This is a genomic window from Duganella sp. SG902 (assembly GCF_013376005.1).
Classification (GTDB): domain Bacteria; phylum Pseudomonadota; class Gammaproteobacteria; order Burkholderiales; family Burkholderiaceae_D; genus Rugamonas.
The window spans coordinates 1-17,411 of the sequence record NZ_JABMJK010000015.1 but is presented as its reverse complement, the minus strand read 5'-3'; the positions used below and the strand labels follow the sequence as shown (position 1 = coordinate 17,411).

Genomic DNA, 17,411 nt, shown 5'->3' with positions numbered 1-17,411 from the left:
AAGCGCGGCGCCGGTGTATTGTCAAGCGGCGCGGTCCCGGCGGCGCAGCAGCACGGCCGCGATACCCAACAGTATAGCGATCCAAGGCAGCAGCGGAGCAAGCTGCATGCGCCACGGCGACGCCACCGCCAGACTGGCCGATGGGGCGAACGCCGGCACTTGCGCAAAGTCGCGGAATCCGTAGCCGCCCAGGCATGTCCGCGGGCACGCGGTGCGCTCGTCGCCCAGCGCGGATAGCTGGATCACGCGCTGGAAATAGTCGCGCAGGGTTTGCTGGTGGGCCTGCACCTCGGCCAGGAAGCGCTGGTGGCGCGCGCTGTCGTTGCCGGACAGCGCGGACAGCGACTGATACACCAGCGTGACCGGACTGGCCGCCTGCAGGCGTTCGAACAGGTGCTGGCGGCGTTCGGCGGCCAGCGCGAACTGGCGGTCGGTATCGGCCATGACCCGTTCCAGTTCCTGCGCGCGCTGAAGCCGCGAGACGCTGGACGATATCTTGTCCAGCGAAGCCGCCGGTTTCCAGTCCGGATGGCTGTCGTAGAAACGCGCGAGGCTGGCCAGCTTGTTGGCCGCGACGATGTCGCCGGCGTCGCGCATGGCTTGCACGTAGCGCTCGCGATGAGGCAGCGGAGCGCCAGCCTGTACGCCTGCGCTCAAGGCGCCGGGCAGCACGATGGCCAGCACCAGCCACGCGCCGAAACCCGCGAATGCCGCGGTCATGCGGTTGCCGCAAACGGCGCACACGGCGATCGCCACCGCCGACCAGAAAGCGCCATACAGCAGCGCCACGCCGCTCCATTGCGCCAAGGCCGACATGCCGGCGCCATTTGCCGGAACGGCGCCCATGGCCAGCGCCGCCGCGCAGCAGACCAGCGACAGCAGGCAGGTTGCGGCGAGGCTGCGCGCCGCAACCTGCGCCACCAGCATGCGTCCCGGTCGCACGCCTTGCAGTTGCAGCGCGCGCAGCCGCAGGCTTTCGCGGTCCTGCGTCAGCACCGAGGTGGTGAGGGCCAGCAGTATCAGCGGCCAAAGATAGACCACGAAAAATTGCAGGTCGAAGCGGCCCACCGCCAGCAGCGCCGGGTGTTCGATTTCCAGCGCGGTGCGTGCCGACTCCATCGACTCGGCGCGCACCCTCACGTAGGCCGGCAGCAGGTCGGACTGGCCCACCGCCAGCGCACCGGCGGGGATGTCCGGCTTGGCGGCAAAGCCGACGTGTTCGCGGAAGGCGTAGCCGCGTATATCGACCGGTGTGCGCCACCACTTCATGCCGGCGAATTCCGCGGCGTCCGGCTGGGCGAAGTAGCGCTTCGCCAGCGCCTCGGCGTCCGTCCGCGCCTGGCTTTGCTGGACCGCGGCCGCGTGCGCCGCGCGCTGGTTCCGCGTGGCGTAGCGTTGGCCTTCGTATAGGCCGGACAGCGCGAGCAGCAAGGCGGCCAGCATCAGCGCCAGCGTGCCGCGCTCGCGTAGCTGGCTGCGCAAGTCATAGACGATCAAGGTCAAAATGTGTGTCATCGAAGGTTTCCATTACGTAGTTGGCGCAGGCCGGCGCCGCACAGCAGCAGGCTGGCCGCAAACAGCGCGAGCAGGGGCAGGAGGTGGCGCAGCAGCACGCTGGCGTCCAGTGGCGGGTAGACCAGCCGGAACGGCGGCACCCGTTCCCACAGCGTGTGATCGCCCTCGTAACGCACGCCGTTGCGCTCGGGGTGTTCGGTGATGGCTTTGTTGAGCACCTGCTGAATCAAGCGGCGCTGCTGTTCCGCGCTGTTGATGAACTGGATGTGGTGGGCTGTGTCGCTGCCCGCCGCCGCGCTGGACAAGCCTGCCACCGCGACCGATGGCGACAGCCATCCGGCCAGCGCCGCCGTCTCGCTCTGGCGACGCATGGCGTCGAACACGCGGCCGTAGTGGGCGTCGAAAACGCGGTCGCCGTGTTCTTCGCCACGTTGCAGGCTGATGCCGGACCAGTTGATTGGCAGGTCCTTCTCGTCCTTTACGCCATACTGGCGTAGCAGCTCCTCTTTGTCGCGGCGCGCCTGATCGGGATCGTCCGGCATGCCCAGCTCCTGGTCCAGCGCCGCACGGAAGGCTTGCATGGACGGCAGCGGTGCGGCCAGCTGCGCCAGTTCGGCGGCGCTGCGCGGAGCCACCAGCCCGGTCATGGCCCACATGCCGATCAACAGCGCCAGGGCGCCGCGCAGGGTGCGCGACCAGGCCGAAACGGCGGCGATCAGCGCCGCCCAGGTGCACAGGTAGAGCAGGTATCCCAGTGCGAAGACGGCGGTGCGCGCGGCGGCGTCGCTGAAGGGGCTGCGGTTGTCCAGCGTCCATTCGACCATCCCGACGGCGGCGCAGGCCGGCGCCGCCAGCGCCAGCGCGAGGCAAAGCAGTACCGCGCCGCGCGCCGCCGCCAAGGCGCTGAGCGGGGCGGCGTTGATGCGCAGCGCGGCCAACGTGCCGCGCTCGCGTTCGCCGGAGAACATGCCGAAGCCGAGGAAGATCATGGCTACCGGCGCCAGCACCTGCATCACCAGCGCGGGCGAAAGCCGGAACTGGCGGCTGGCGCCCGGTTCGTCGTTGGCGGGGCGGTACACCAGATCGTTCTGCTTATGCGCCTCCAACCATACGCTGGCGCCGACATAATGCTCGATGCCGGGATCAAGCGCCGCCAGCGCCGACAAGGGCTTGAACACGTACACGCCATAATGGGCGGCGGAGTGCGGGTTCTTGCTGCCTTGCTGCGTCCAGCGCCGCTGCTCGGCTGCCTGCGCCTCGTCGCGCGCGGCCTGTGTCGCCTGCAGCTGCAGGGACGACAGCAGCGCGGCACACGCGGCCAGCAGCAACCCGGCGACGATCACCAGCCAAGTGCGCCAGTCGCGCCGGCGTTCGCGCCAGTCGGCCTGCCAGGCGCCGGCGAAAGCGCGCAGCCAACGGCGCGCGCCGCCGGCCGGCTCAGACGCGACGAGCGAGGATGTCAAGGTAGTTGCGTTCAAGTTCGCCTGCATTCAATTCTCCCAGTTTCCATTCGCCGGCCAGTTGGCCGCCCACCAGCATGCCGCAGCGATCGGCCAGCTCCTGCGCGCGGAACAGATCGTGCGTTGCCATCAATACCGCCGCGCCATCGTCGGCCAGCGTCCTGACCAAGCGGCCGAAGGCCACGCTGGCTTCCGGATCGAGACCGGAGGTTGGCTCGTCCAGCACCAGCACGCGCGCGCCCTTGGCCAGCGCCATGACGATGCCGACTTTCTGCCGCATGCCCTTGGAGTAGCCGTGTGCTTGCCTGTGCCACGCATGCCGGGGCAGGCCGGCGCGCTCCAGCAAGGCCTCGATATGGTCGCGGCTCGGGGCCTGGCCCAGCAAACGCATGAAGAATTCCACGTTCTCCACGCCGGTGAGGCGCTCATAGAGGGCGACGTTTTCAGCGATATAGGCGGCATGCCGCACCGCCGCCTGCGCCGGCGGAAGATCGGTGTGGGCGAGGCGGATGCTGCCTTGGTCGGCTTGCACAAAGCCCAGCAGGCAGCCGATGGTGGTGGATTTGCCGGCGCCGTTGGGGCCAAGCAGGGCGTAGACTTCGCCGCCGGCGACGTGCAGGTCCAGCCCATGCAGCACGGTGCGGCCATCGTAGCGCTTCACCAGTTTTTCGATGTGTATCATGCGGTTTCCTTAAAAGGCATAGCGTACTTCGGCAAACAGCGTGCGGCCCGGATAGGGGTGCATCTGGTAAGCCTTGTTGTTATTCAGGTTGTCGACACCGAGCGCGAACTCCATGCCTTTGGATGGTTTGAGCAGAAGGCGCGCATCCAGCTGGCGCACGCGCGAAATGGCGCCATAGACGTCGGTGTTGTAGTCGGCATTGTTGATTTCATTGAACTGCGGTCCGGAGTAGCGGTAAGTCGCCGCCAGGCTCCATAGTTCGCCCGGCGCGTAGACCAGCGTGGTGGCCGAGCGCACACGCGGCACGCGCGGCCAGTTTTTCCCCACCGAGGGCAGGTAGTTGTCGTTTTCAAGGATGGTGGCCTTGCCGTAGGCGATGTTGGCCTCCGCGCTCAGGCCTTGAACGCCAAGCCGGTCGATCTGGCCCGCCAGCTCCAGTCCGCGCGTGCGCACGCGGCCGACGTTTTGCACGTTGGTCACATTGGGGAACACGGCCAGGTTCAACTGGCTCCAGATGGTGTCGCGCACGTCGTCCTGGAACAGCGAGGCGCGCACGCTGCCCAGCGCGTAGCGCTGCTCCGCCGCCAGTTCCAGCGCGGTGGAGCGCTCCGGCTTCAGATTGGGATCGTTGACGATGATGCTGCTGCCCGCCGCCGTCCCCTGGAACAGTTCCGCCACGGTGCCGAAGCGTGTGCCGCGCGCGGCCGAAAGACGCAGCGTGGTGCTGTCGTCAGCATCCCATGCCAGCGACAGCTTGGGTGACCAGGCTTGCTCGCTGCGGCGGGCGTAGTTGACGTTGGCGCCGGGGGCGAGGCGTTGCACGCCATCGCTGGCCTCCCACGACTCCGCGCGCAGGCCCAGTACAGCGTGCCAGCCCGGCGCGAAGTGCCATGCATCCTGCCCATACAGTGCCAGGATGCGGGTTTCGCCGCCGACGAACTGCGTTTCCGCACCGCTGGCGTCGCGCCAGTCGGCGGTGGCGCGGGTCGATTGTTTCAGTTTGTAGGTGTCCGCATGCACGCCAAAGGTCAAGTGGTGGTTTGCGCCGGCGCGATTGATGCTGGCGTCCAGCGACTCGAAGCCGCTGCCGTCGCGCACCACGGCGGTGCCGGCGCCGCCGTTGGCCGCCAGAGGATCGGCCATGCCGGCGTTGCGTTGCCGGTCGTCCAGCACACGGTAGGCGCTGACGATGACATTGCCGTTCCAGCCGGATGGGTTGCGGGTGCGCGCGCTGAACCCGAGCATCGCGTGCCGCTCATCGCGGGTGTAGGGGATGAAGGCCGACGCGGGGATGGCGAAGGTATTCGCGCCGTCGCTGACCTTGCCGGACCAGACGGCGTTGCCGGCACTGTCGCGCAGGAAGGTCTGGTTGCGCGTGGTGCTGTCGTTGCCCCACCAGGCGAACATGGCCTCGGTGCTGACGGTGGAACCGATGTCGTAGCCCAGCGTGAGCTTGGCCGTGTTCTGTATCGTGTGATCGATGGCGCCGGCGTTGGCGCCAAATACCGCGCGGCGGGTGCCGAAGGCGCTGGTGTCGTAGACGATGCCGCTGACCGGTGTGACCGGGCCGCTGCCGCTTGCGGCCGGGAAGACGCCGTCGGCGTTGGCCGTGACGGTGTAATAGCCCATCGGCTGGCTGGTGGCGTCCTGGTGGTTGATCATCAGCTTGTACCACAGGCCCGATGCCAAGCGGTCGGCCAGCAGCGCGGAGGCCTGGTAGTTGCGGTAGTGGTCCTTGCCGCCGTATTGGTCGTAGGCCTGGTCTTGTCCGGCGATGCGCACTGCGCCGGAAAAAGTGCTCGGGCGGCTGGTGGTCATCGCAATGGTGGTGCCGATCGAGTTGCCGGGGTAGAGCGCGGAGAAGGGGCCGTACAGCACTTCGGCACGCGCCATTTCCTCCGGTGCGATCATGTTCCAGCGCGGCGCGTCAAAGCGGCCCAGGAAGTTGGACAACAGGTAGCCATCCATGTAAACCAGCGCGCGCGGGGCCTGGGTGGTGGAGAAGCTTCGCCCGCCAACCAGGGCATTGCGGTCGCCGCTATAACGTTTGCGGATCGTCATGCTGGGCAGGTTGCGCAGCGCGTCCTCGGGATTGAAGACGTTCTGCTGCTGGCGCAGTTCTTCCTGCGACCTGCCGGCCACGGTGTTGGGCAGGTCGCGGTCCAGCGTGCTGCGCGCGCTGTTGACGGTGACGGTGTGGAGTGCGCTGTCGTCGTCCTCGGCGCAGGCGTAGTGGGTGAACAGGGCGAGCGAGATCGCCATGGTCAGGGGCCGTAGTGTATTGAGCATGTTCTGAAGTGGTTATGGTTGACGTTGCTAATGCAACTGGATTGCATAATAGTCGGGCTTTTTAGTTAACGCAACAGAATTGCATTTGTGTATAATGCAGCCGACTTGCATTAATTAAGGATTGTCCATGTACCGTTTGCGCCTGGCCGCCTGCGTCGCGGCTGCCTGTCCCTTGCTTGCCGTTGCCGATGATGTGGTGGAGATCGTGGCCCAGCGGCAGCCTTACCGCGGCTTGTCCGCCACCGGCGCCACCAAGACCGAGACTGACCTGAGGGATTTGCCGCAAAGCGCGCGCGTGCTGACCTCGGAGATGCTGAGCGATGCGGGCGTGAGCCGCTTTGCCGATGCGCTGGACATGGGCAGCGGCATTTCGCGCCAGAGTAATTTCGGCGGCGTGTGGGACAGCTATGCGGTGCGCGGTTTTACTGGCGATCCGAATTATGGTTCGGACTTCCTGGTGAACGGCTTCAGCTCGAGCCGCGGCTACAACGGCCTGCGCGACAGCGCGAATATCGCCAGCATCGAGATCCTGAAAGGCCCGGCCGCCGCACTGTATGGGCGCGGAGAACCGGGCGGCATCATCAACATCACGACGCGCAAGCCGCTGTTTCAGCCTTCCTATTCGCTTGAGCAGTCACTGGCTTCGCACCAGACTTGGCGCACAGCGGTGGACCTGACCGGGCCTTTGAGCGAGACGGTGGCTTACCGTCTGAACGCGGCGTATGAAAAGGGCGATAGTTTCCGCGATACGCTGTCGTCCAAACGGCACATGGTGTCGCCATCGCTGATCTGGCGCTTGTCAGACCAGACCACGCTGTCGTACGAGCTGGAAGCTTTCGAGCAGCAAGCTTACTTCGACCGTGGCGTGGTCGCCGTAAAGGGCGTGCTGGGTCTGATTCCGAATTCGCGCTTTCTCGGCGAGCGCGCCGATGGCCCGATGACGGTCAAGTCGACAGGGCATCAGCTGTTTGTGCAGCATGACTTTAACGAGCAATGGTCGCTGCAGGGCGGGCTTTCGTATCGCGATAGTTCGATGATGGGCTTTTCGACCGAGGCATCGGCGTTGCAGGCCGATGGCCGGACTTTGTGGCGTCAGCGCCGCTATCGGGACTTCTCGGCGCAGGACTGGTCCGGACGTGTCGAGTTGCTAGGCAAGGTCGGCGCCCACCATGTGCTGGCGGGAGTGGACGGTTATCGCTTCGTCGACGACCGCCTGCAACTGCGCAAGAGCCCCAATGCGGGCGCGCCTTACGCCATCGATATTTACGCACCGGTGTACGGCGGTCCGCAGCCCACCGCGCTTGCGCCGTCGCTCAACACCCGCGAACAGCAGTGGCAGACGGCGGTCTATGTGCAGGACCAGATCGACCTGAGAGCGCAGTGGAAAGCGCTGGTCGGCGTGCGGCGCGACGCTTATCGTCAGACCATCAGCAACTACAATCGCGGCGGCTTGCGGAATCATCAAACGCTGGAGGCGACCAGTCCACGCATCGGCATTGTGTACCAGCCCGACCGGCAGGTTTCTCTCTACGCGTCGGCCGGCAAGTCGTTCCGGCCGAACAGCGGCATCGGCATCAACAACGAGTCCTTTCCGGCCGAAAGCAGCCGCGCTTACGAAACCGGCGTGAAATACGATAGCGCCGATGGCAAGGTAAGCGGCACGTTGGCGCTGTACTCGATCCGCAAGAAGAACGTGCTGACGTTGAATCCTCTCGACACCAATTTCTCGCTGGCCGCCGGGGAAGTCGGCAGCAAGGGTGTGGAGCTGGATGTGGCGGGCGAGATCGCGCGCAAGCTGCAGCTGTCGTTCTCGTACGCATACACCGACGCCAAGGTCCTGCGCGATAATGTGCTGGCCGTGGGCGGCGCGTTGGCCAACGTGCCGAAGCAGAGCGCCAATCTGATGCTGGTGCGGACTTTCGGCCAGGCGTCGCTGGGCGGCGGCTTGAACCACGTCGGCGAACGCAATGGCGACGTGGCGATCAGCAGCACTTTCAAGCTGCCTGCCTACACCACGGCCAAGCTGGTGTCGTCCTGGTCGCCGACGAAGAAGCTGCGGCTGTCGCTCGATATCGATAATCTGTTCGACAAAGTGTACTATCCGAGCTCCTATCAACAAACGTGGGTGGCGCCGGGCGAGGACCGTCGCGTCACCTTGAAAGTGCAGTACAAGCTATGAAACGTGTCGCCTCGATTGACGTGATGCGTGGCCTGGTCATGATGATCATGATGCTGGACCACGTACGCGAGACCTTCTTCCTGCGCTGGCAAGTCAGCGATCCGATGAATGTGGCGGATACCGATCCAGGCCTTTTCTTCAGCCGCTTTGCCGCGCACTTTTGTGCGCCGATGTTCGTGTTCCTGGCCGGCTTGTCGGCATGGCTGTACGCGCATCCGGCCAGCGGACCGCGTTCACCGGCCGGCTTTCTGTTCAAGCGCGGCTTGTTCCTGATTGTGCTGGAGATCTGCGTGGTCAGCGTGGCGTGGAGCGGACGCATACCGCCCGCCACCATTTATCTGCAAGTGATCTGGGTGATCGGCCTGGCGATGATTGCGCTGGCGCTGCTGCACCGCCTGCCGCGCGGCGCGTTGATTGCACTGGGATTGCTTATCGTGTTCGGCCACAACGCGCTGACGCCGGTCACTTTCCAGCCCGGCGACGCCGGCTATATTCCCTGGACCATCCTGCATGATCGCGGCTTCCTGGTGGCGGAAGGCGCGTTAAAGATCAAGGTCAGCTATCCGCTGTTGCCGTGGATCGGTGTGATTGTACTGGGTTATGCGGCGGGACCCTGGTACGCATCGGCCACTGTACCGGCACAGCGCCGCAAACTGTTATTGTCCGCCGGCACGGCCGCACTGGCACTGTTGGCGGTACTGCGCGGCTTGAATATCTACGGCGAGACCTTGCCGTGGCGGCAGGGACCCGACGCGCTGCATACCGTAATGTCGTTCCTGAACGTGACCAAGTACCCGCCGTCGCTGGCCTTTCTGCTGATGACGCTGGGAACCGGCTTGCTGGTGCTGGCATGGCTTGAGCGGCGGGACAACGCCTTCCTGCGCATCTGCGCCACCTTCGGCGGCGCGCCGATGTTCTACTACCTGCTGCATTTGTTCTTGCTGCTTGGCCTGCAAACGCTGGCGGTCGCGTGGCTGGGCCCCAATCACGGCCAGCGTTTCGAGTTCAGCAGCCTGGGGCAGGTGTGGGCACTCAGCGCGATGCTGATCCCGCTGTTGTATTGGCCATGCCGGGCGTTCGGCACATTCAAGCGCACCAGCGGCGCGGCCTGGGTGCGCTACCTCTGAGTATCGGTGAGCTGCCGCACATACAAGCGGCAGCGGCGCGGCGATGCTGTTCCATGTCGCACTGAACATGGAATGCTGCTCATGGATGATTGGCTCGATATGCTGCAATGGCCGGCGATGGTCGTCACGGTCGTCGCCGGCATGCTGGTTGGCTCCAAATCGCCGGCGCGCCGCATAACGGGATTTGTCGCTTTTTTAGTCAGTAACGCACTGTGGATCGCGTGGGGCTGGCATGACGACGCCTGGGCCCTGATCGGATTGCAGCTTTGTCTGGTGGTGACCAATCTACGTGGCATCCTTAAGAACGAGGATGCTGGTTGATCTCCCTCACGAAAGCGCGTTATGGACGAGACTTACCCAGTGCGGCTGAACATCAATGGCGTTGCGCACCAGTTCGAGGTGCCCGCGTGGGTCACCTTGCTTGATTTGCTGCGCGAGCGCGCCGGCCTGACCGGCACCAAGAAGGGCTGCGATCACGGCCAGTGTGGCGCGTGCACGGTGCTGGCCGGCGACACCCGCATCAATTCCTGCCTGACGCTGGCGGTGATGCAAAACGGCCGCGATATCACGACGGTGGAAGGGCTGGCCGAGGGCGATGTACTGCATCCGCTGCAGCAGGCCTTCATCGAGCATGACGCTTTCCAGTGCGGTTACTGCACGCCCGGCCAGCTTTGCTCGGCGGTGGGCCTGATGAACGAGGGACAGGCGAGCACCGCCGCCGAGGTGCGGGAACTCATGAGCGGCAACATCTGCCGCTGCGGGGCCTATCCGGGCATCGTCGCCGCGGTGACCGGGGTGATGGGCCTGGCGCAGAGACGCGACGATATCGAGCGGCCTTACACGCCCGGCACGGTGCCGGCATGAACCCATTCTCCTACTTCAGCGCCGTCGATCCAGCCGAGGCGCTGGCGCACGCCGACCAGGGCGCGCGTTTCATCGCAGGCGGCACCAATCTGCTGGATCTGATGAAGGAAGGCGTGATGCGGCCGAAGGCACTGGCCGACGTCAACGGCTTGCCATTCTCGGAAATCGCCCCAGTCGCCAGCGGCGGCCTGCTGCTTGGCGCCATGGCGCGCAACGCGGCCACGGCCTACCATCCGCTGGTGCGCAGGGACTATCCGCTGCTGACCGCCGCCATACTGGCCGGCGCCTCACCGCAGATACGCAATATGGCCAGCAACGGCGGCAACCTGCTGCAAAGGACCCGCTGCTACTACTTCTACGATCTGGGGACGCCTTGCAACAAGCGTGAGCCGGGCAGCGGCTGTTCGGCTATCGGCGGCTTGACACGCCAGCAGGCGATACTGGGCGCCAGCCAGCACTGCATCGCCGTACATCCATCCGACATGTGTGTGGCATTGGCGGCGCTGGGGGCGGTCGTTCATCTGCGTTCCGCGAACGGCGAAAGGCAGGTTGCCTTCACCGACTTCCACCGCCTGCCCGACGACCGGCCCGAGCTCGACACGATCATGCAGCCGGGCGAACTGATTACGCATATTGAGCTGCCGCCGGCCGCGCAATTCGCCGAGCATTCATGCTACCTGAAACTGCGCGACCGCGCCTCGTACGCATTCGCGCTGGTGTCGGTGGCGACGATGCTGGATCTGGGCGCCGATGGTGTGGTGCGCGAGGCGCGGCTGGCCTTGGGTGGCGTGGCGCACAAGCCGTGGCGCGTGCCGGAGGCCGAGGCGCTGCTGGCGGGGCATGCGGCTGATGCGGAGCGCTTCGCGCTGGCGGCCGATGCCTTGCTGGAGGGCGCGCGAGGCCAGGGACATAACGATTTCAAGATTCCGCTGGCGCGCCGCGCCATTGTGCGCGCCCTGGAGCGCGCCGTGGAGGGCACCCATGACAACAGCAGGAGCGAAGAACGTGACCGATCTGATTGAAGCACTCCGCACACCGGTTGCGGAACCGGGCGCAGGCGCGGCCAGCATCGGCATGGAGGCGGCGCGCGTGGACGGCCGCGCCAAGGTCACCGGCCAGGCGCGCTACGCCGCCGAGGAGCCGGCGCAGGACCTGCTGTACGGGGTGGTGGTCAGCGGCGCCATTCCGCGCGGGCGCATTGCCGCCATCCGTACCGAGGCCGCGCTGGCGGTCGGCGGCGTGGTGGATGTCATCACCCATCTGAATCGTCCGCGCATCCGTTCCTTCGATATCTTTTACAAGGATATGACGGCGCCCGGTGGCTCGCCTTTCCGGCCGCTGTACGACGACAAAATTCATTACAGCGGCCAGCCGGTAGCGCTGGTGGTGGCGGAATCATTTGAAGCCGCGCGCTACGCGGCGCAGCTGGTCAAGGTGGAGTATGAGGCTGAGCCGCATGCCACGTCGCTGCTGGAGAACCGTGGGCGCTCGTATAAACCGAGCCGCCTGAAGGCCGGCTACACGCCGCCGCCGGAACCCAAGGGACATCCCGATGAGATCTGGGAAAAGGCCGCGATCAGGATAGAGGGCGAGTACTACAGCGGCGTCGAACACCACAACCCATTGGAGATGTTTGCCAGCACCGTGATCCGCGACACCGATGGCCATCTGACCATCTACGACAAGACGCAAAGCTCGCAGAACAGCCGCTGGTATGTGTCGCATGTTTTCGGGCTGCCCAAGCACAAGGTCACGGTGCGCAATCCCTACGTTGGCGGTGCGTTCGGTTCCGGTCTGCGGCCGCAGTATCAGCTGCCGCTGGCGGTGATGGCGGCGCTCGCGCTGAACCGTTCGGTGCGCGTGGTGTTGACGCGCCAGCAGATGTTCAGCTTCGGCCACCGGCCCGAAACGCTGCAGCGCGTGCGGCTCGCCGCCGAGCCGGATGGCCGGCTGACCGCCATCATCCATGAAGCGGTGGCTGAAACCTCGCGCATGGAGGATTACGTGGAGGTGGTGGTCAACTGGTCGGGCGAACTGTATCAATGCGACCATGTGCGGCTGGGATACCATCTGGTCGATCTCGACCTGGCCAGTCCCATCGACATGCGCGCCCCCGGTGCGGCGCACGGCGTGCATGCGCTGGAGGTCGCGATGGACGAGTTGTCGTATGCGCTGAACATGGACCCGCTGGCGCTGCGGCTGAAGAACTACGCCGAGATCGACCCGGCGCGCGGTCTGCCTTACTCGACCAAGGAGCTGCGCGCCTGCTATCTGCAAGGCGCCGAGCGCTTTGGCTGGGACAAGCGGCCGTTGCAGCCGCGCTCCATGCGCGCCGGGCGCGAACTGGTTGGCTGGGGCATGGCCACCGGGGTATGGGACGCCATGCAAATGTTCGCGCGTGCCAGCGCCGTGCTGCATGCCGATGGCACGCTGGTGGTCAGCAGCGCCGCCAGTGATATCGGCACCGGCACCTATACGGCGATGAGCATCATCGCCGCCGAGTCGCTTGGCCTGCCGCTCGAGAAGGTGCGCTTCCAGTTGGGGGATTCGACGCTGCCGGCGGCGCCCATCGAAGGCGGTTCGTCGCACGTCGCCACCGTGGGGTCGGCGGTGAGCGGCGCCTGCGAGAAGCTGCGAAAAACCTTGTTCAAACTGGCGAAAAAGATGCATGGGTCGCCATTGGCCAAGGCGCGCTTCGCGGACGTGGTGTTTGCCGGCGGCCGCATTCAACTGGCGAAGCGGCCGGAGATGTCGGTCGCGCTCACGGATATCCTGGCGGCGGGAGGCAGCCTGAGGCTGGAAGAAAAATTTCTGCTGCTGCCGAATATGCTCAAGCAGATGAAGTACCAGCGCTCCACGCACTCCGCGGTGTTTTGCGAGGTGCGCGTTGATCCCGAACTGGGCACCGTGCGCGTGACGCGGGTGGTGAGCGCCATCGCGGCGGGGCGCATCATCAGCGCCAGGACCGCGCGTAGCCAGATCATCGGCGGCGTGGTGTGGGGCATAGGGCAGGCGCTGCACGAGGAAACCTATTGCGACCACCGGCTGGGCCGCCTGATGAATCACAACCTGGCCGAGTACCACGTTTCGGCCAACGCGGATATACACGATATCGAGGTGATCTTCGTGGAAGAGGATGACCGGATCGTCAGCCGCATCGGCGCCAAGGGCGTGGGCGAGATCGGACTGGTCGGCGTGTCGGCGGCGATCAGCAACGCCATCTATCACGCGACCGGACGCCGGCTGCGCAGTACCCCGATGACGCCGGACAAGGTGGCCTCACCGGGACTGTAACTGCTGCTCCAGAAACTCCACGCAAACGCGCACCTTGGCCGAACCGGCAAGCCGCTGTGGGTACACCGCCCAGACATTGGCGCTTTGACTGTACTGGGGCAGTACCTGTACAAGTTCGCCACTGTGCAGGTACGGTTGCGCGTCCCAGTGCGAACGCAGCACGATGCCGGCGCCGGCTACCGCCCATTGCAACGCGATTTCGCCATGATTGGAGGAGAGCGAGCCGGTCACCTTCACCGTTTCCTCGTTCGCACCGCTGCGCAGCGACCAAACGCCGAACGGCAGGTCGCGCTCCTTGATGGCCAGGCAGTTGTGGGCCGCCAGCTCCTGCAGCCCGCGGGGCGTGCCATGTGTTTTCAGATACGCCGGCGAGGCGCACAGGATGCGATGGTTCGCCATCAATTTGCGGGCGATCAGATGCGGCGGGATCTCATCGCCGACGCGGATGTCGAGGTCAAAGCCCTCCGCCACGATGTCGACCAGGCGGTCGAACACTTCAAACCGCACCTGTAGCGACGGGTGGGCAGCCACCAGCCTCGCTACCACCGGCGCCACCACGTTGCGGCCGAAACCGAAGCTGCTGCTGATGCGCAGCAGCCCGCGCGGCACCTCGCGCCGCTCCGCCACCTCGTGCAGCAGGCTGTCGAGATTTTCCAGTATCGTCATGGCGTGGGCGTAAACCCGTTCGCCGTCCTCGCTGACGATGACGCGGCGCGTGGTGCGGTGGAACAGCCGCACGCCTAGCGCTTGTTCCAGCACGCCGATACGCTTGCTGACGTAGGCCGGCGACATGCCCAGTTCCTCGGCCGCCGCCGCGAAACTGGCCTTGCGCGCCGCGATGGCGAACACGCGAAGGTCTTCATTATCGATTTGATTGTGCACGGTATGTGGCTTATGGATTCACATTTCGTATGATTATAAACGCCGGTGGCGGGTTTATGCTGTGGCTTTGCAAACGGAGGGGCAGTCATGAAAGTACATAAAATCGCCGTGCTGGCAGGGGATGGCATCGGCAAGGAGGTGATGCCGGAGGGCGTGCGCGCTGTGGAAGCCGCCGCGCGCCGCTTTCAATTTGGTGTTGAGTGGACCACGTTTGAATGGCCCAGCTGCGAGTACTACCTCAAGCACGGCAAGATGATGCCGGACGACTGGATGGCGCAGTTGCAGGAGTTTGACGCGCTGTTCTTTGGCGCAGTCGGTTGGCCCGAGACGGTGCCGGACCACATATCGCTGTGGGGATCGCTGCTGAAATTCCGACGCCAGTTCGACCAGTATGTGAATCTGCGCCCGGTGCGGCTGCTGCCCGGCGTGCCATGCCCGCTGGCCAACAAGCGGCCCGGCGACATCGACATGGTGATCGTGCGCGAAAACACGGAGGGAGAATACTCCAGCGTCGGCGGCCGCATGTTCGAGGGCACGGAGCGCGAGTTCGTGCTCCAGGAAGCCATCTTCACCCGCACCGGCGTGGACCGCGTGCTGAAGTTCGCTTTCGATCTGGCGCGCAAGCGGCCGAAGAAGCACCTGACCTCCGCCACCAAATCGAACGGCATCTCGATCAGCATGCCGTACTGGGACGAGCGCGCGGACGCGATGGGCGAGGGCTACCCAGACGTCCGTCATGACAAGTACCACATCGACATCCTGGCCGCTCGCTTCGTGCTCTCACCGGAGCGTTTCGACGTGGTGGTGGCGTCCAATCTGTTTGGCGATATCCTGTCCGACCTGGGGCCGGCATGCGCCGGCACGATCGGCATCGCGCCGTCGGCCAATCTGAACCCGGAGCGGAATTTCCCTTCGCTGTTTGAGCCGGTACATGGTTCTGCGCCGGACATCTACGGCCGGAATATCGCCAATCCCATCGCCATGATCTGGTGCGGCGCCATGATGCTGGATTTCCTCGGCCACACCGACGCGCACGATGCGATGGTGTCGGCGATCGAGCGCTGTCTGGTGGATGGCCCGCGCACGCCGGACATGGGCGGCGCGGCCAACACCACGGAAGTGGGCAGCGCCATAGCCGCGCTTATTTAGTGTCGATCAGCGGCTTGACGCTGAAGCCATGCACCAGTATCGACAGGACGATGACGCCCAGCGCGATGCCGGTCAGTTCGCGCGCCAGGTTAGGCGGCAGTCCGGCCTCGATGGCGAATACGATGTAGAAGAGGGAGCCGATGCCGCGCACGCCGAACCAGCCGGTCATGGCGCGCATGCGCTTGCTCACGCCGCTGCCGATGAGGCCAATGTAGACAGCCAGCGGCCGCGCGATCAAAAACAGGAATGCGGCCACGCCGATGGTCTCGTAGGGCAGGTCGCGCAGCGAGATCATGCCGCCCAACAGCAGCACCAGCGTCAGCTCCGACAGTCGTTCAAGGTGTTCCTTGAACACCAGCGCCTCGGCGCTGACCACCAGGGGCACCTCGCTCGTCTGCGCGACTTCGGATTTGGCGACGTCCGGCTCCCGCAGGCCGTGCCGGTCCTTGGGCGCGCCAGCCAGCTTTAATTCGGTCTGGCGCAACGCCACCGCCGCGAAGAACACCGCAAGGTAACCGGACGCCTTGATCATGCTGGCGATGCCATACACGACGGCGATCAGGCCGAGCGCCACCAGGTCATCCATGATCTCGTGGCGCGGTTTGATTACGCGCAGCCGCCAGCCGGTGCGCGCCAGTCCGGCGCCGGCCATCACGCCGACCGCCACCGCGGCCGCCGTTGACCAGATCACGTCCACCAGTAGCCAGCGCAGGTGATGTTCGCCGGTGTGTCCGATGCCCAGCATGCCGAGACCCAGCAGCACGAAGGGGAACGCGCTGCCGTCGTTCATGCCAGCCTCGCAGGTGAGGGTGAAGCGCAACTGGTCCTTGTCGCCGGGATGGCGCACCTGCACGTCGGTGGCCAGCACCGGATCGGTGGGCGCGAGTATGCCGCCCAGCAGGACGGCGGCGCCCGCCGGCATGTGCAGCACGTAGTAGGCGAACAGCGCGACCAGGCCCACTGTCAGCGTCATCGAGATCCATGCCAGCCGCAGCGGCGCGTCCCAGCGCGCCAGCTTGAACGGCACCGGCATCTTGATCCCGGCCGAGAACAGGGAGATCAGCAGCGCGATCTGGGTCATCATCTCCAGCAGGCCGGATTGCGCCGAGGGGTCGAAGCGGAACAGGTCGAAGAAACTGGGGCCCAGCAGGATGCCCACGCACAGGTAGACGATGGCCGAGGTGAACGGCGACCGCGAGATCGTCGTCGCCGCCAGGCCACGCGCCAGCATCAGCAGGCCGACCAGCAGGAACCATTGATTTGTGCTCATGCCGTCAGGCTAAGAGTATTTCTTCAACTTGTATGTGGGGTAGGGCACGGAGGAGCGGTTATACTCGGCCTACCATGAAAAAAATTCTGTTTGCTCTTATTGGTGCGCTGCCGTTGATCGCCCTGGCCGCGCCGTGCCTGCCCGCGCCCGCCCTGATCGAGCGCGACACGCAGTACGAGGAAGCGCTGCGCGTCGGGAATGTGCAGTTTTTACAATCGCTGCTGGCGGATGAATATGTGTGGGTGCACTCGCTCGGCTCGCAGATCGAGTCGCGCGGCAGCTTGCTGGCGCGGATGGCCAAGCCGGTGGTCTTCAAGGCGCGCGGCACCAGCGACGTCCATGTGCACGTGCAGGGAGACACCGCGGTGGTGCGCGGCGTCAGCACCACAGAGCAGTGGAACGCGGATGGCACGACCTGGCGCACCAATCGCTACCAGTTCATGCGCACCTACGTGAACGTTGGCGGCGAATGCAAGTTGTTGTCGGTGCAAACGATGAACCTCAAACAATAGTGTCATGCCGCCAGGTTAATTTTGACCGCGAACCGATGAGCCGTCATTCCCGCATAGGCGGGAATCCATAGGGCGCGTGGTCATCAGCTCAGCATGGATTCCCGCCTGCGCGCACTGCTGTCCGGAATAAATTTGCTTGAATAAGCCTGAAGGTGTTGCAGGTATTGGTTAACGGGCGTATACCCGTA

14 protein-coding genes are annotated in these 17,411 nt (G+C 65.0%); 8 read left to right on the top strand and 6 right to left on the bottom strand.

Annotated elements, in window-relative coordinates; translation table 11 throughout:
• Positions 1 to 21 precede the first annotated feature (21 nt).
• Genes FHW83_RS24610 through FHW83_RS24595 form a run of 4 tightly spaced genes read right to left on the bottom strand, consistent with a single transcriptional unit; the run spans position 22 to position 5,946 of the window.
• On the bottom strand, positions 22 to 1,515 hold the full coding sequence (locus tag FHW83_RS24610; protein ID WP_176649006.1) for a DUF3526 domain-containing protein: 1,494 nt from the start codon (positions 1,513 to 1,515) through the stop codon (positions 22 to 24).
• Positions 1,512 to 2,993 (bottom strand): DUF3526 domain-containing protein, encoded by a 1,482-nt coding sequence (locus FHW83_RS24605; protein ID WP_176649005.1) that lies wholly within the window; start codon positions 2,991 to 2,993, stop codon positions 1,512 to 1,514. Before FHW83_RS24605 ends, FHW83_RS24610 begins: the two co-directional genes overlap by 4 nt.
• The gene (locus FHW83_RS24600; protein ID WP_176649004.1) at positions 2,953 to 3,657 is read right to left on the bottom strand and encodes an ABC transporter ATP-binding protein; all 705 of its coding nucleotides are present in this window, start codon (positions 3,655 to 3,657) and stop codon (positions 2,953 to 2,955) included. Before FHW83_RS24600 ends, FHW83_RS24605 begins: the two co-directional genes overlap by 41 nt.
• A 9-nt stretch (positions 3,658 to 3,666) precedes the next feature.
• Positions 3,667 to 5,946 carry a TonB-dependent receptor gene (locus FHW83_RS24595; RefSeq protein WP_176649003.1) on the bottom strand — a complete coding sequence of 760 codons (2,280 nt, stop codon included), beginning with the start codon at positions 5,944 to 5,946 and terminating at the stop codon, positions 3,667 to 3,669.
• 127 nt (positions 5,947 to 6,073) lie between these two features.
• Between FHW83_RS24595 and FHW83_RS24590 the strand changes: the two genes are divergently transcribed.
• The 6 genes from FHW83_RS24590 (at position 6,074) to FHW83_RS24565 (ending at position 13,410) form a co-directional block, all read left to right on the top strand.
• Entirely contained in the window at positions 6,074 to 8,125 is a 2,052-nt protein-coding gene (locus FHW83_RS24590) for a TonB-dependent siderophore receptor (protein ID WP_176649002.1), read from the top strand.
• Positions 8,122 to 9,252, top strand: a complete 1,131-nt coding sequence (locus FHW83_RS24585) for a DUF1624 domain-containing protein (protein ID WP_176649001.1) — start codon at positions 8,122 to 8,124, stop codon at positions 9,250 to 9,252. Before FHW83_RS24590 ends, FHW83_RS24585 begins: the two co-directional genes overlap by 4 nt.
• An 81-nt stretch (positions 9,253 to 9,333) precedes the next feature.
• Positions 9,334 to 9,573 carry a hypothetical protein gene (locus tag FHW83_RS24580; RefSeq protein ID WP_176649000.1) on the top strand — a complete coding sequence of 80 codons (240 nt, stop codon included), beginning with the start codon at positions 9,334 to 9,336 and terminating at the stop codon, positions 9,571 to 9,573.
• Between the two features lie 21 nt (positions 9,574 to 9,594).
• Positions 9,595 to 10,116 carry a (2Fe-2S)-binding protein gene (locus FHW83_RS24575; RefSeq protein ID WP_176648999.1) on the top strand — a complete coding sequence of 174 codons (522 nt, stop codon included), beginning with the start codon at positions 9,595 to 9,597 and terminating at the stop codon, positions 10,114 to 10,116.
• Positions 10,113 to 11,138, top strand: a complete 1,026-nt coding sequence (locus FHW83_RS24570) for a xanthine dehydrogenase family protein subunit M (RefSeq protein WP_176648998.1) — start codon at positions 10,113 to 10,115, stop codon at positions 11,136 to 11,138. The genes FHW83_RS24575 and FHW83_RS24570 overlap by 4 nt, the downstream gene beginning before the upstream one ends.
• The gene (locus FHW83_RS24565; protein WP_176648997.1) at positions 11,098 to 13,410 is read left to right on the top strand and encodes a xanthine dehydrogenase family protein molybdopterin-binding subunit; all 2,313 of its coding nucleotides are present in this window, start codon (positions 11,098 to 11,100) and stop codon (positions 13,408 to 13,410) included. The genes FHW83_RS24570 and FHW83_RS24565 overlap by 41 nt, the downstream gene beginning before the upstream one ends.
• Here the strand turns inward: FHW83_RS24565 and FHW83_RS24560 are convergent.
• Complete coding sequence (locus FHW83_RS24560) at positions 13,396 to 14,292, bottom strand: LysR substrate-binding domain-containing protein (RefSeq protein ID WP_176648996.1); 897 nt, start codon at positions 14,290 to 14,292, stop codon at positions 13,396 to 13,398. The two genes, FHW83_RS24565 and FHW83_RS24560, sit on opposite strands and share 15 nt — an antisense overlap.
• An 87-nt stretch (positions 14,293 to 14,379) precedes the next feature.
• On the opposite strand from FHW83_RS24560, the gene FHW83_RS24555 reads away from it, so the two are divergent.
• Complete coding sequence (locus FHW83_RS24555) at positions 14,380 to 15,441, top strand: tartrate dehydrogenase (RefSeq protein ID WP_176648995.1); 1,062 nt, start codon at positions 14,380 to 14,382, stop codon at positions 15,439 to 15,441.
• Here FHW83_RS24555 and FHW83_RS24550 read toward each other — a convergent pair.
• The gene (locus FHW83_RS24550) at positions 15,434 to 16,711 is read right to left on the bottom strand and encodes a sodium:proton antiporter (RefSeq protein WP_176648994.1); all 1,278 of its coding nucleotides are present in this window, start codon (positions 16,709 to 16,711) and stop codon (positions 15,434 to 15,436) included. The two genes, FHW83_RS24555 and FHW83_RS24550, sit on opposite strands and share 8 nt — an antisense overlap.
• 74 nt (positions 16,712 to 16,785) lie before the next feature.
• Between FHW83_RS24550 and FHW83_RS24545 the strand changes: the two genes are divergently transcribed.
• Complete coding sequence (locus tag FHW83_RS24545) at positions 16,786 to 17,223, top strand: nuclear transport factor 2 family protein (RefSeq protein ID WP_176648993.1); 438 nt, start codon at positions 16,786 to 16,788, stop codon at positions 17,221 to 17,223.
• Positions 17,224 to 17,411 lie beyond the last annotated feature (188 nt).